Origin of the sequence: Pseudoalteromonas sp. PA2MD11 (assembly GCF_017808125.1) — a bacterium.
In the GTDB taxonomy this organism is placed as follows: Bacteria; Pseudomonadota; Gammaproteobacteria; order Enterobacterales; family Alteromonadaceae; genus Pseudoalteromonas; species Pseudoalteromonas simplex.
This window is the reverse complement of record NZ_JADKNF010000004.1, coordinates 99,195-113,926: the sequence shown is the minus strand read 5'-3', so window position 1 is coordinate 113,926 and position 14,732 is coordinate 99,195. Positions and strand designations below refer to the sequence as shown.

Annotated in this window: 13 protein-coding genes; 9 read left to right on the top strand and 4 right to left on the bottom strand. The window is 41.6% G+C overall.

From position 1 onward, the window contains the following. Positions 1-48 precede the first annotated feature (48 nt). Positions 49-3,852, bottom strand: a complete 3,804-nt coding sequence (gene putA, locus ISP07_RS06830) for a bifunctional proline dehydrogenase/L-glutamate gamma-semialdehyde dehydrogenase PutA (RefSeq protein WP_209327168.1) — start codon at positions 3,850-3,852, stop codon at positions 49-51. Between the two features lie 166 nt (positions 3,853-4,018). Between putA and ISP07_RS06825 the strand changes: the two genes are divergently transcribed. After that, a complete protein-coding gene (locus ISP07_RS06825) occupies positions 4,019-4,501 on the top strand; it encodes a winged helix-turn-helix transcriptional regulator (RefSeq protein ID WP_054551119.1) in 483 nt (160 codons plus the stop codon). A 72-nt stretch (positions 4,502-4,573) separates the two neighbouring features. On the opposite strand, the gene ISP07_RS06820 is transcribed toward ISP07_RS06825, so the two are convergent. Then, positions 4,574-5,101, bottom strand: coding sequence for a TetR/AcrR family transcriptional regulator (locus ISP07_RS06820; RefSeq protein WP_209327167.1), 528 nt, complete (start codon positions 5,099-5,101; stop codon positions 4,574-4,576). A gap of 120 nt (positions 5,102-5,221) precedes the next feature. Between ISP07_RS06820 and ISP07_RS06815 the strand changes: the two genes are divergently transcribed. Continuing rightward, entirely contained in the window at positions 5,222-5,422 is a 201-nt protein-coding gene (locus ISP07_RS06815; protein WP_054551121.1) for a hypothetical protein, read from the top strand. A 74-nt stretch (positions 5,423-5,496) separates the two neighbouring features. On the opposite strand, the gene ISP07_RS06810 is transcribed toward ISP07_RS06815, so the two are convergent. After that, positions 5,497-6,096 carry a TIGR04211 family SH3 domain-containing protein gene (locus ISP07_RS06810; protein ID WP_054551122.1) on the bottom strand — a complete coding sequence of 200 codons (600 nt, stop codon included), beginning with the start codon at positions 6,094-6,096 and terminating at the stop codon, positions 5,497-5,499. 213 nt (positions 6,097-6,309) lie between these two features. Here ISP07_RS06810 and ISP07_RS06805 point away from each other — a divergent pair, with 213 nt between their 5' ends. Together ISP07_RS06805 and ISP07_RS06800 are read left to right on the top strand one after the other, a co-directional pair. Continuing rightward, positions 6,310-7,830, top strand: coding sequence for a CYTH and CHAD domain-containing protein (locus ISP07_RS06805; protein ID WP_054551123.1), 1,521 nt, complete (start codon positions 6,310-6,312; stop codon positions 7,828-7,830). 37 nt (positions 7,831-7,867) lie between these two features. Further along, on the top strand, positions 7,868-8,479 hold the full coding sequence (locus ISP07_RS06800) for an START domain-containing protein (RefSeq protein ID WP_171041494.1): 612 nt from the start codon (positions 7,868-7,870) through the stop codon (positions 8,477-8,479). 42 nt (positions 8,480-8,521) lie between these two features. Here the strand turns inward: ISP07_RS06800 and metK are convergent, their stop codons facing one another. Continuing rightward, complete coding sequence (gene metK, locus ISP07_RS06795) at positions 8,522-9,673, bottom strand: methionine adenosyltransferase (RefSeq protein ID WP_054551125.1); 1,152 nt, start codon at positions 9,671-9,673, stop codon at positions 8,522-8,524. 266 nt (positions 9,674-9,939) lie between these two features. Between metK and tkt the strand changes: the two genes are divergently transcribed. From tkt to hpf, 5 genes are all read left to right on the top strand, one after another. Then, positions 9,940-11,931 carry a transketolase gene (gene tkt / locus ISP07_RS06790; protein WP_209327166.1) on the top strand — a complete coding sequence of 664 codons (1,992 nt, stop codon included), beginning with the start codon at positions 9,940-9,942 and terminating at the stop codon, positions 11,929-11,931. Positions 11,932-12,195: 264 nt separating this feature from the next. Further along, complete coding sequence (locus ISP07_RS06785; RefSeq protein ID WP_228290541.1) at positions 12,196-12,870, top strand: winged helix-turn-helix domain-containing protein; 675 nt, start codon at positions 12,196-12,198, stop codon at positions 12,868-12,870. 173 nt (positions 12,871-13,043) lie between these two features. Beyond that, positions 13,044-13,370 (top strand): hypothetical protein, encoded by a 327-nt coding sequence (locus ISP07_RS06780; protein ID WP_166340599.1) that lies wholly within the window; start codon positions 13,044-13,046, stop codon positions 13,368-13,370. An 89-nt stretch (positions 13,371-13,459) separates the two neighbouring features. Then, positions 13,460-13,771 (top strand): pyrimidine/purine nucleoside phosphorylase, encoded by a 312-nt coding sequence (locus ISP07_RS06775; RefSeq protein ID WP_209327164.1) that lies wholly within the window; start codon positions 13,460-13,462, stop codon positions 13,769-13,771. A 182-nt stretch (positions 13,772-13,953) separates the two neighbouring features. After that, on the top strand, positions 13,954-14,310 hold the full coding sequence (gene hpf / locus ISP07_RS06770) for a ribosome hibernation-promoting factor, HPF/YfiA family (RefSeq protein WP_054551132.1): 357 nt from the start codon (positions 13,954-13,956) through the stop codon (positions 14,308-14,310). Positions 14,311-14,732 lie beyond the last annotated feature (422 nt).

Sequence of the window (14,732 nt, the reverse complement as noted above, 5' to 3'; positions counted from 1 at the left end):
AAGCCCTCGACTAGCGAGGGCTTTCTCATTTAGTTATTGCAATACAACTTACTCGTCGTCTTCAACCAAGGTCATTAGTGATGTGTTACCACCTGATGCGGTTGTATCAACGCTGATTGTTTTCTCAGTCAGTAAGCGCTTGATTAGTGTGTCGTAGTACTCAGAGCTGATCACTGGCAGGATTGCACCTTTACGTTGTGCTAGCTGCTGGCTAAAGTAGCCTAAACGTGATGAGCGAGCTGCAACAACCGCACCTGCAAGGTGAGGGTGCGCTAAGATAGCTTGTAACTGATTAGGTTTAGCAACTTGGAAAACACCTTCAGCGATACCTGTAGAGATAAACTTGTCTCTGAATGCAACCGCTTCGTCAAAGAATAACTCAGAAGCAACCGTGATTACCGTGTTACCTGCAGCAAGTGCTGTGATAATCGAAATTGCCCAGAAGTTAAATGACGTACTCTTATCTGCATAACAAACCACACAACCACGAGGCTCTAAGTGAAGTGTGTTTGACTCACCCGTTGGCCCAGGCAACACAGTGTGCTTACGCATGTGTTTTTCAAGACGGTTAAGTTGCGCACGAGCATCAGCTAGCGTTAATGCTAAGTCATCGGCAAGCTCGTCAATAATTTCTACAGTCGCTACTTTTGCAAGTAATTGACGTACAGCTGAAACTCGGTCGTTTAGTGGTGTCGCACGCCAGATCTTCTCATCGCGTAATGAGTTATCCATTAGCTTAGCAACTTGCTCAGCTGCACCTGAATAGTGGTGAGTATCTAACTCATCAGGTGTTAGGTTAGTCATTTGTACGTTATCTGGTGATGCTTTTTCTTTCACTAGACGTTGTAGGTAGTTAGGGCCACCCGCTTTAGGACCAGTACCAGATAAACCACGGCCACCGAAAGGTTGTACGCCAACAATCGCACCGATCATATTACGGTTGATGTAAACGTTTCCTGCACGTGACATTTTCGCTAGGTATTCACAGCGCTCTTCGATACGTGAATGCACACCCATCGTTAAGCCAAAGCCCGTGCCATTGATTTGGTCAATCACGTTATCAAGCTCTGTGCCTTTAAAGCGGATGATATGTACACAAGGACCAAATACTTCGCGCTTAAGTACAGATAAATCTTTGATTTCGTATAAACGAGGCGCAAAGAAGTAAGCACCATTTTCACTGTTATCAGGAATAGCACACTCATAGTGAAGTGTTGCATTACCTTTTAAGTATTCGACGTGGTCACTTAAGTTTTTAAGTGCTTTTTCGTCGATAACCGGACCGATATCCGTTGAAAGTAATGATGGGTCACCAACATGAAGTTCTTTTAAAGCGCCTTTGAGCATCTCAATGATGCCATCTGCAACGTCTTCTTGTAAGAACAACACACGTAGCGCAGAACAACGTTGACCAGCACTTTGGAAACCTGAACTGATCACATCATCAACAACTTGCTCTGGTAGAGCGGTTGAATCAACGATCATACAGTTTTGACCACCGGTTTCAGCAATAAGCGGTACTTGAATATCATTACGCGCAGCCAATGTTTGCGAAATAACAGTACCGGTTTCTGTAGAACCTGTGAACATAACAGCTTGAATACGCTCATCAGGAACGATTGTTTTACCTACTTCGCTACCACGTGCAATAACAGGTTGTACAACGTGCTCTGGTAAGCCAACAGATAGCATAAGTTCAATGGTACGAAGTGCAATTAAGCTTGTTTGCTCAGCAGGTTTAGCAATAACTGTGTTACCTGTCACGATTGCCGCAGCAACTTGACCTAGGAAGATTGCAAGTGGGAAGTTCCATGGGCTGATACATAAGATCACACCACGTGCTTCAAAACGCTCATCTTCAGAAAGTTCCTCAGCGCGTGCAGCGTAGTAGCGGCAGAAATCCACTGCTTCACGAACTTCATCGATACCATCTTGAGTTACTTTACCTGCTTCTTTGATACACAGTGCCACTAACTCATCGTGGTGACGCTCTAAGATATCAGCAACACGGCGTAATAGGTTTGCGCGCTCTTTTACTGGCGTTTGTGACCATGACTCAAATGCTTTTTCTGCATTTTCTAAAAGTGCAGTCATTTCGTCTGAAGATTGTAGCTTCACATGACCAATGATTTCTTTGTGATTCGCAGGGTTCTTCACCGGAAGAGAGCCTTCTGGCACATCGCTTAATTCAATGCGGTGCTCAGCAAACCAGGTATCAAGGTTTTCTTTAAATGGTGTGATTACATTGATATCAGTTAAGTCCATGCCTTTTGAATTAGCACGTTCTTCACCGTATAAATCAATTGGCATCTTAATTTGCGTGTTGTACTTGTTACGTAAACCTTGCAGTGTTTCTACAGGGTCAGGTAACAGTGATTCAACAGGCTTAGTGGTATCAACAATCGCATTTACGAATGATGAGTTAGCACCGTTTTCTAATAAGCGACGTACTAAGTAGGCAAGTAAGTCTTCGTGTTGACCCACTGGTGCGTAAACACGACATTGAATTTTTTCTTGGCTTACGATTTGGTCGAATAACGACTCACCCATACCGTGTAGGCGTTGGAATTCAAAACCTTCGTTGTCACCTTTTGCAACTTCTAAAATAGTTGCCGCAGTGTAGGCGTTGTGTGTAGCAAATTGCGGGTACAGTACATCACGTGCTTCAAGTAGTTTAATAGCACAGGCTTTGTAAGAAACGTCTGTGGTCGCTTTACGCGTGAATACCGGGTAGTGATCTAAACCATCTTGTTGAGTGGTTTTGATTTCTGTATCCCAGTATGCGCCTTTTACCAGACGAACCATTAGTTTACGACCAACGCGACGAGCTAGCTCTGCAACCCATTCAACGACAAAAATAGCGCGTTTTTGGTATGCTTGAACTGCTAAACCAAAGCCGTTCCAGTTACCTAAATCGTCATCACTGAATACCGCTTCAATAACATCTAAAGAGATATCTAAGCGGTCAGCTTCTTCAGCATCAACAGTAAAGCCGATATCGTAGCTTTTCGCTGCAAGCGCAAGTTCTTTTAACTTAGGTACGATTTCAGCAATAACACGTTCACGATGTGTGAACTCATAGCGTGGGTGAATCGCAGAAATTTTAACTGAGATACCAGGGCTCTTGATTGGACCACGGCCATTTGCTGCTTTACCAATTGCGTGGATAGCTGTCATGTAGCTGTTGAAGTAACGCTCTGCATCTTTCATTGTGCGTGCGCCTTCACCTAGCATATCGTATGAGTATACGTAGCCTTTTTGCTCTTTATCGGCTGCACGTTCAATCGCTTCGTTGATAGTACGACCCATAACGAATTGCTTACCCATGATCTTCATCGCGAAGTTCACAGATTTACGAATAACAGGCTCACCTAAACGACCAATTGTTTTTTTAAGAACACCGAATTGCTGCTCTTTTGATTTGTCGCTGTAGTTAACCATTTTACCGGTTACTAACAGACCCCAAGAAGAGGCGTTTACAAATAAAGAATCGCTGCTACCTAAATGCGAGCTCCAGTCACCTTTAGCAAGTTTGTCACGAATTAGTGACTCTTGCGTTGCTTTATCTGGAACACGTAATAGTGCTTCTGCAAGACACATTAATACAACGCCTTCTTCACTCGAAAGTGAGAATTCATTTAGTAATGCATCTACACCGCTTTGACCATCCTGATCGCGACGGATATTTAAAACCATTTGACGAGCACGTTCCCACGCTCGGCTACGCGCTTTCACGCCTACTTCAGCCAAAGGCAAAATATGATCAATAACCGCATTTTCGTCAATACGGTAGAAATCACGGATCTTTTGTCTAATTGGACATTCAGTTGTCAAATCGCCATTAAATAGCATATGTAACCCTCTGGTATGTGGAGTCTAGAAATGAACTTATTGCATTTCTTACCATTGATATAATTCGTGCATTCTAATTAAAATCCAGCAGAATATGCTGGTTAAATTTTTCGATTTACGATAATTTACAGGGCATACCGTTAACTTAGCCGCATAAAATTCTGTTATGACCAGTCCGAATAGATTACGCATGTTAGATCGCATCGATTTAGCAATTTTAGACGCTCTGCAAAAAAATGGCAGAATATCGAACGTAAACCTCGCAAAACAGGTAAATCTGAGCCCAAGCCCGTGTCTAGATCGTGTAAAACGTTTAGAGCAAGAAGGCTACATCGAAGGCTATTACGCAAAGCTTAGCGAAGCTAAACTTAACCAGAGCTTGTTAGCACATGTACAGGTCTCGTTGGTGACCTCGAATACATCGGTATTTAAAGTGTTTCGCGAATATATATTGAATATTCCACAAGTAGTTGAATGCGACATGGTCGCTGGTGGCTATGACTACCTATTAAAAGTACGGGTCTCAGATATGGATGAATATCGCCAAGTACTGGGTGATTTAGTTGATATTCCTGGAGTGGGTACGCATCACACCTATATGGTGATCGAAAAAATAAAACAGGACACAGGCCTTAGATTCGATATTTAACGTAAGGAAACCGAGTGGTTTCCTATACTTCTGTAGCACTGAACGAACGGCGCTACAGTTCATACAACTAACCTAATTGATGTTAATTTTTGATAGTTTTGCTTTGAGTGTTGCCAGCATCGAATCGACAGAACTGTCTTCCTGATTAAGCCCTTCCATGAGCGTCATAAAGTAAATATCAATAATGATATCTGCATCTAAAGCGGTTGCTTTATTGTCATTGATCAGGCGCTTTTTGAATGCTTTAAGCTGCGGTTCAAGCTCGTTCTGTTGCCACATAATTTCTTTAAATAACTCTCGGCTAAACTCCTTTTTTGCAAGGTAAAACTCATAAAGAAAACAAGCGTAATGGTACATTCTATCTGTCGCTGTAGTACTCGAATCTGAGTGTTTAGCGCGGCTTAGAATATCTTCTAGTTCACTCTCAAAACTGTATTTAAGAATCTCAACTTTAGTCGCAAAGTGACTAAATACTGTGCCATTGGCGACATTAGCTGCTCTTGCAATATCTCGTGTGCTGGTCTGGTGGTAACCGAGCTCTGAAAAAAGCTGCCATGAGGCTGTAAGTATCTGTTGTTTTGTTTGCTCTTTTTTGGTCACTGAATACTCCAATTTTTATGCTATTTAACCAGAAATTAAAAAAAACTCAATCAAAGGTGTTGTAAATTGAGCGCGCTCAATATTAAAATGAGCGCGCTCAACTAAATGGATGGTTGCACTATGAATAAATTAAAACGCTTAATTGGTTATGTATTATTCGTACCTGGTATTTGCTTTTATAGCTTTATCTTAGGCCCTCTGCTTATTGCAGTGCTATTGCCTGGAGGCTTGATATTGTTATTGCTTATCTTAGGTTACAAAGAGGGGTTTTTAGTGTTAAAGCAAGAAGTGTTTAATACTCTTAGACAAAAATGCTCTTGAGTAAAAAGTGGATAAGTTTAAAAAAATAAACCCTGCAAAATGCAGGGTTTATTTTTTCAAAATGGTGAGGAGGTTTATGCCCAGCCGTCGTAACGTTTACGGCGAGATAACACCACGGTTAGGATAATACCAAGTAGTAAGCCGATGAACGCAATTGCGCCGCCATAAGTTAATAACTGACGTTTCTCTTTGGCACTGGCTGTTTGCTTAGCATTACGCTCAGACTCAATAGTACTTTTAAGTGCTTCAATTTGCTTGCTAAGCGCTAGGTTTTGCTCTGTTAGTGATTTGTTCTGCTCTTGTAGTTGTGGTAGTTCAATTTCAGCTTGGCGAAGCTGTTCTTGCATTACCGTCATGTCGTTATTCAGCGCTTGAAACTGTTGTTGAATACCTGCGTTTTCAGTAACAAATTTTGACTCTACCCAACCTTCACGATCTTTATCATCACGAATTTTAAAGTAGCCATTATCTTCACCCGACAATAACACTATTTGTGTGCCTGCATCGACTGAACCTAAAATGCGGTAGTTTTTGCTTGGACCTGAGTGCATAAAGGTGTACAGGTTATCGACTATGTAGGCGGTGTTTTGGCTGTCGCTGCTTGGTGCTTCTTCTGCGTAGCTAATAAAAGAGGTGGCCGCAAGAAGCAACCCAAAAATACACTGTTTTAACATCAATCTACCTTGTTAATGTGATCTTGCCTAGGAGTGGCTAAATTTATAATTTCTTTATGTATAGAGATAGTAGGGATTTCAACTATTAATAGCAAGGCTGATATTGTAATCCGTGCGTGGGCTTAACCGCAAAAAACAGGAAAAAATTTGCATTAACAGTCTGCTTTGTTTATTTTGATCACTTATTTATTTTAAATGTACTCCGCAAAGCGAATGGATACTGAGATAGAACTGAAGTTTTTGGTGTCAGATGCCGTTGTTCCACTGATCCCCGCATTAATTACCCAATTTGCAAAAACCGTTACCAATAAACCGTCACGCAATTTACAAAATGCTTATTACGATACGCCAAGCCGAGAATTACGTGCTTTAGATATTGGCCTTCGTACTCGCTGTTGTGATGGTGAGTGTGAGCAAACCATCAAGCTTGCTGGCGAAGTGGTTGGTGGCTTACATCAGCGCCCTGAATACAATTTGCCACTGTCAGGTAACCGCCCTGATTTACTTGCATTTGATGCTGCTATTTGGCCGCATGGTATGCAAGTGCCTGCCATCGCAGAAAACCTATACCCAATTTTTAGCACTAACTTTATACGCCGTACTTGGTTACTCGAAACCGAAAATGGCGCAAAAATTGAAGTGGTATTAGATAAAGGTGAAGTGGCGGCATCGGGCCAAGTTGAGCCAATCTCTGAACTTGAAATCGAACTGATTGAAGGTAGTCGCAATGAGTTGTTTGCTTTGGCAGATAAACTGGTTAGTGAAAGTCATGTTCGCTTAGGGCTTTATTCTAAAGCTGCTCGAGGTTATCGTCTTGCAGATGACAAACCATTAAAAGCAAGCAAATCAATTGGCTTTGTGCCACTAAAACGTGGTGCAACCCAAGAACAAGCCTTAGTAGAAAGCATTAACTACGCGATTCGCTTTGTACAAAAACATGAAGCCTGCTACTTCATAAAACCAAGCTTAAAAACCCTTAAGCGTGTCACCGACGGTATTCGTTTAATTCGCCATACATTTTGGCTGTTTGACGATATTGTTAGTAAAGACGATACCGACTCATTACGTACAGAATTAAAATGGTTATTAAGCGAATTAGCATGGGTTGAAAATGCTATTCAGCTAAAAACCTACACATCTAAGCGCCACGCGTACTACAAAAAAATCAACAGTGCGCCTGAGCTCACTCAAGTTATTAATGACTTAAAAGAGTTGCAGCCAAGTATTGAAGATATCGAAAAACTTTTCCATAGCACCCGATACAACCGCTTACTATTGCAATTAACAACGTGGTTGATTGAAAAACAATGGCGTAAGTCATGGGGGCAAACTGAGTTTCAAGCTGCTGAAAAACCTGTTGCCGATATTGCTAAGCGTTTATTTGCTAAAGATTGGCACGACATGCACGAACTTATTCCTGAGCAGCAAGTGTTTACAGATAAAGACTATTTGGCACTGCGCACCCGCCTTGAAAACTCATTACTCAGCGGCAACTGCTTAGGCGCTTTGTTCGATAAAGAAGATCGAAACGAGTTTCGTATGCCGTGGGTTGATATCTCTCATGGTATTTATGAGTTAAGCACCCTTGAGTACTTAAAGCAGTTATGTGCAGGGCAAGACGACTTAGAGCTAACAAAAATTCAATCTTGGCTTGATCAAAAGTCAGAGTTTTTGGTCAGTGCAATGGAGCAAAGTCGCCACGCGTCATTTAATACAGACCCTTATTGGTTTTAAATAAATGCGCTTGTGCCTATGGATAGGGTTAGCATGTTTGAGTCTCTCGGCAGTGGCTAACCCTATTGAATGGCAAACCTACAAACAGCAAGACGATATAAAGGTTAGCTATAAAAAGCACGAAACTGGCATTATAGAAATTAATGCTTCTGTGCTGGTAAAAAATGCTAAGGCCAGTGACTTTATGGCGCTGTTAAGTGATACCGACAACGCGCCCAATTGGCTCGAAAATGTTAAAAGCGTGACTTTAATGGAGCGCTTAAGCCCCTCAGAAACCCTTGTTTACACTCACTTTAACTCGCCTTGGCCGGTGTTAGATCGCGATTTGGTGAGTTACTCTTGTTATCATGCCTTAGGTGAACATAAAACAGAGCTAAAAATTATCAGTCAGCCATACGCTAAAGCAGAAGTCTCTGGGGTTGTGCGTATTAAAGAGCTCAGGGCTTATTGGCGTTTAGAAGAGCAGCAAAGTAATTTATTGGTAAGCCATCAGGCCTATGCTGATCCGGGTGGCTCAATCCCGCATTGGTTGAGCAATAAGGTATCGCTAAAGAGCGTTTATAAAACGCTACAAGCACTGACAGAGCAATTAACCAATAATCAGTTCTCGCGAGATAACTTAATAAGTCAGTTAGGTTCGTGTTCATAAAAAAAAGCGCCAAAAGGCGCTTTTTTCATTTTATCTAACCTATTACAGGCCAGCAGCTGCGCGAAGTGCGTCTGCTTTGTCTGTACGCTCCCAAGGGAACTCATCACGACCGAAGTGACCATAAGCCGCAGTCGGTTGATAGATAGGACGCTCAAGATCAAGCATTTGGATTAAGCCGTAAGGACGTAGGTCGAAGTGCTCACGTACTAATTCGATTAGACGCGCTTCTTCTAATTTACCTGTACCAAATGTCTCGATGCTGATAGATGTTGGCTCTGCAACACCGATAGCGTAAGAAACTTGTAGCTCACATTTGTCAGCAAGGCCTGCAGCAACCACGTTTTTAGCAACGTAACGAGCAGCATATGCCGCTGAACGGTCAACTTTTGATGGATCTTTACCTGAGAAAGCACCACCACCGTGACGAGCCATACCACCGTATGTATCAACGATGATTTTACGACCTGTAAGACCACAGTCACCCATTGGGCCACCGATTACGAAACGGCCAGTTGGGTTGATGAAGAACTTAGTTGCGCTAGAGATAAGCTCAGCAGGAAGAACCGGCTTAATGATCGTTTCCATTACCGCTTCAACTAAGTCGTTTTGTGAGATTGAATCACAGTGTTGAGTTGAAAGAACAACTGCATCAATACCAACAGGCTTACCATTTTCGTATGCAAACGTTACTTGAGATTTTGCATCTGGGCGTAACCAGTTAAGCTCACCGCTTTTACGAACTTCAGCTTGGCGCTGAACTAGACGATGTGAATAAGTGATTGGTGCAGGCATTAAAACGTCAGTTTCATTACATGCGTAACCGAACATTAGACCTTGGTCACCAGCACCTTGCTCTTCAGGTCGAGCACGGTCAACACCTTGGTTGATGTCTGGAGATTGTTTACCGATAGTGTTTAGGATTGCACAAGAGTCAGCATCGAAACCCATGTCTGAGTGCGTGTAACCGATTTCACGTACTGTTTTACGTGTGATTTCTTCGATATCAACCCAAGCGCTAGTTGTGATTTCACCACCAACCATCACCATGCCAGTTTTAACGTAAGTCTCACATGCAACACGGGCATGAGAATCTTGCTCTAAGATAGCATCTAGAACCGCGTCAGAGATTTGGTCCGCGATTTTATCCGGATGACCTTCAGAAACAGATTCAGAAGTAAATAAATGTTTTGCCATTGTATTTCTGCTCACAAATATTGCGCTTCACAAACGTCGGTAATAGCGCTAAAAAATTAAGGGGCGTATTTTATCTAAAACAAATATGTTTGCATAGTAATTTTACGCCTAGACGTCCATTTAAAATTAGTAATAACGTATTGTTCTTAACAAACGCCTATAAATGGTGCATTTAATGCGGATTTTTAATTGCACTGCACCCTTACAATAAGTAAGAATGGGGCTTCATAAACAACCAGCGCAAATACATAAAGGTAGGAGAATTCATGCCATCACGCAAAGAACTTGCAAATGCTATTCGCGTCTTATCAATGGACGCAGTACAACAGGCCAAATCTGGTCACCCTGGCGCCCCTATGGGCATGGCAGATATCGCAGAAGTACTATGGCGCGATTATCTAAAGCACAATCCAACGAATCCAGAGTGGGCAGACCGAGATCGATTTATTCTTTCGAATGGCCACGGTTCAATGCTGATCTATTCTCTACTGCACTTAAGTGGCTATGACTTACCACTAGAGGAAATTAAAAACTTCCGTCAAATGCACTCAAAAACACCAGGCCACCCAGAATATGGTTATGCACCAGGTATTGAGACTACTACGGGTCCATTAGGTCAAGGGATCACAAATGCAGTGGGCATGGCAATTGCCGAAAAAGCGCTAGCTGCACAGTTTAACCGTGAAGGGCACGATATTGTTGATCACTTCACGTATGCATTCATGGGTGATGGCTGTTTAATGGAAGGTATTTCACACGAAGCCTGTTCATTAGCCGGTACATTAGGCCTAGGTAAACTAGTTGCGTTTTGGGATGACAACGGCATCTCAATTGATGGTGAAGTAGAAGGTTGGTTCAGCGATGACACACCAGCGCGCTTTAAAGCATATGGCTGGCACGTAGTAAGCGATGTTGATGGTCATAACCCTGATGCAATTCGCGCCGCTATCGAAGAAGCGCGTAGCATTACTGATAAGCCATCATTAATCTGTTGTAAAACAGTGATTGGTTATGGTTCACCTAATAAATCAGGTAGCCATGATTGTCACGGTGCACCACTAGGTGAAGACGAAATTAAAGCATCTCGTGAGTTCCTTGGTTGGACTGGCGATGCATTCGAAATCCCAGCTGATATCTATAGCGAGTGGGATGGCAAAGAAAAAGGTAAGCAACTAGAAGCAAGCTGGAACGAAAAATTTGCAGCTTATGAAAGTGCATACCCTGAACTTGCTGCTGAGTTTAAGCGCCGTACAAACGGTGAGCTACCGGCAGATTGGGCTGAAAAGTCACAAGCTTACATCGAAGAGCTACAAGCAAATCCTGCAAACCCTGCAACACGTAAAGCATCACAAAATGCATTAAACGCGTTTGGTCCGTTACTACCAGAATTCATGGGTGGCTCTGCTGACCTTGCTGGTTCTAACTTAACACTTTGGGATGGCTCAAAAGGCCTAGAAGCTAACGATGCTAGCGGTAACTACATTTTCTACGGTGTACGTGAATTTGGTATGTCAGCGATTATGAATGGTATTGCACTACATAAAGGCTTTATTCCTTACGGTGCTACATTCTTAATGTTCATGGAATACGCACGTAACGCAGTACGTATGGCGGCATTAATGAAGCAGCCAAGCATCTTCGTATACACGCACGATTCAATTGGTTTAGGTGAAGATGGTCCAACGCACCAACCAGTAGAGCAAATTGCAAGCATGCGTTTAACGCCTAATCTAGTGAACTGGCGCCCATGTGACCAAGTTGAGTCTGCGATTGCATGGCAACAAGCTATTGAGCGTAAAGACGGCCCAACATCACTGATTTTCACTCGCCAAGGCCTAGAGCAACAAACGCGTACCGCACAGCAGTTAGCTGATGTGAAAAAAGGTGGTTACGTACTTAGCTGTGACGGTGAGCCAGAGCTTATCCTTATTGCAACTGGTTCTGAAGTACAGCTTGCACAAGATGCCGCTGCAGAGCTTCGTTCACAAGGTAAAAAAGTACGCGTGGTATCTATGCCTTCAACTGATTTATTTGATGAGCAAGACGCTGCCTATAAAGAAAGCGTACTACCAGCAAGCGTTACACGCCGCGTAGCAATCGAAGCGGGCATCGCAGACTACTGGTACAAATACGTAGGTCTAAACGGCGCAGTAGTTGGCATGACGACCTTCGGTGAGTCAGCACCTGCAGGCGAGCTATTCAAGCACTTTGGTTTCACTGTTGAAAACATCGTAAACAAAGCAAACGCTTTGTTTTAAGCTTAAGCCGCTAAAATTTTAAAGCCCGCCCTGTATAGCACAGCGCGGGCTTTTTTGTGTTTGACTGGTAGGTTGGGTAGAACGGAGTGAAACCCAACACATTTGCTGGCACATAAACCTTACTCCTCGTGGCGTGCTCAAGTACGCTCTTCAATTATCACATCATGCAAATTGTTAAGCTTTCCCTATGTATTATAAGGGATTGGTTAATAGTGGCTTTCTGCTATATTATCGTCCAGTCAAAGTAATATTTAAGGAATGAAAATGAAATGGTTGTATATGCTGGCTTTACTGTTAGCTAGTTTTAATAGCTTTGCTTTATGTTTTGATATGTCGTTTTTTCGAGTGGGTGTTTGTGGAGACGATCTTGAAAGTATTAGTATCGATTTACCATTTATTTTATGGGTGCTTGCGGTTGTTTTCTTTGGGCAGTTATTAGTAAAAAGCAAGGTTAATGCTTACTTACTATCTTTACTTTTTATTCTCTCTCTACCACTTAGCCCAATTGTTCTTTTAGTGACTTACAGCTTTAAGTTAATTAGTAGAAATTATAAAAAAGTATTGAGAAAAAGTGAGCAAGAAGATACTCAAGAAGTAGAGGAAAAAAGCTTTTCTCTTTCAGACCAAAGCACTTTGATGATCGGTGAATATACATTTAATTACGAAGAAAAAAGCATTTCAAAAGATGAGCAAGTAACTTATTTAGAACCAAAAATGATGCAAGTACTTAGCTATTTAATAGAGCAACAACCTAGAGTCGTCAGCTTAGAAGAGCTACACAGCAATGTTTGGCAAAATCAAATAGTCACCGACACTGCTATTCGCCGAGTAATTAGTAAGTTGCGAAATGCCTTTTCAGATACTGATACAAAAAACCCTAAATATATAAAGTCCCAGATGAAAAGAGGGTATCAATTCATAGCTGAAGTTTTTAGCTAACTTATTGATTTATTGGTATTGTTGTTGGTGTGATTATAGTTATAACTTTGGTTATAAGTAAGTGACGATTAAGTAATGGCTAAATTATGGTGTAATTTTCAGAGTCATTTAAATTGAAATGACAGAGGCAGTTGCTTGCTTCTTTTTACTTTTAATTTAATAAGGAAATGACCATGAAATACATCGTTACAGCCATCGCTTTAATATCTATGGCAGCACTTACTTTTTACGCACTAAATACAAGTCAGTGTATATCTTTCGATCTTTTATTAGTCGAAGTTGCTTTCGGAAGCTGCGAATTGAAGGCTGAAAATACGAGCTTGTTATCGTATCTTATTCTCGCTGGCTGGCTAATTTGTAATTTCTTATATGGTAAGTTTTACATTAATGGAACATCTCCAAGAGTATTAACTCCATTGTTGTTTATTGTTGGTCTACCTGGAACTTTCTTTGTTTTCTTACTTGTTCAGTTTATTAAAGATAATAAAAAGCCAGCTTAAATATAAGTATTAATTGAATTATCTTCAGTTGCTGCACGCTTAAAATTCGGGCAGGGTGGATTAGATTTAACAAAACAACAGGAGTGAGGATGTCTCAGTTTGATAATGTAAGTGTACTGAAAAAAGCCAATGTGTATTTTGACGGTAAAGTGTCTAGCCGTACTGTGGTATTTGCTGATGGCAGCACGAAGACGTTAGGCTTTATGCAACCGGGTGAGTTTGAGTTTGCTACGAGTAAAAAAGAGTTGATGGAGCTTAACGGTGGCAGTTGGCAAGTGCTATTACCCGCTGAGAGCGAATGGCAAACAATGCAAGCTGGAGAGTCTTTTACCGTTGATGCAAATGTTACCTTTCTAGTAAAGGTCAGCGAATTTGCTGATTATTGTTGTTCGTATAGTTAATGAGCAGTTGTTAACCTCTCTGAAAAGCCCGTGTGATGCGGGCTTTTGCATATTTTATCCGCAACGCATGATCTAAATCATCTGTGGTTACAATCAATTACTAATTATCTGCAATTTTCGCTTGTGTTAATTCAATTCGCCCCCAATACTAACTGTGAGGTAACAAGAAAAAAGGATACCCTATGAAGATTAATATTTCTGGTCATCATGTTGACGTTACTGAGGCTGTTAGAGCTCATATCAACGAGAAGTTCTCGAAAATTGCTAGCCATTTTCCATCATTAATATCACTCGATATTATTCTTTCAAAAGAACATAATAAGTATCAGGCTGAGATTAGTACAACCTATGAAGGCGCACGTTTATCAGTAAAAGCTGAAGATGATGTGATGTACCCAGCTATCGCAGGTGCTGCTAAAAAACTAGATGCATCACTTAAACATCGTAAAGGGCAAATGAAAGCCAAACTACACGAAAAGCCGGTAAGTACTACACCGGAAATTGCCCACGAAATCATTCAGGAAATGAACCTGAGCTAATCACAGAGCGCTAGCCTAAGCGGCTAGACTTAAAACTAAATCTGAAAAAGCCAACCGTTGCGAAACGCTTGGCTTTTTTGGTTTTAATATTTAGCCGTCAGCCGTCAGCCGTCAGCCGTCAGCCGTCAGCCGTCAGATTGAAGTTCTAAAAGTTAGCGAGTTACTAGGGGAAAGAGTAAAGTTAGTGAGTTAGAAAGAGTAAAGGGGAAAGTTTGCGAGTTAGAGACGTAGGAGGCGTTTTAACGCCGAACAAAAATGGAGATATTAGATATCAGTCGTTAGAAGTCAGATTAAAAAACCAAAGAGTAGCGAGTTACTTGACACAAGTGGTAGGCAGTCTAGAGTTGCTAACTTGCTAACTTGCTAACTTGCTAACTTGCTAACTTGCTAACTTGCTAACTTGCTAACTTGCTAACTTGCTA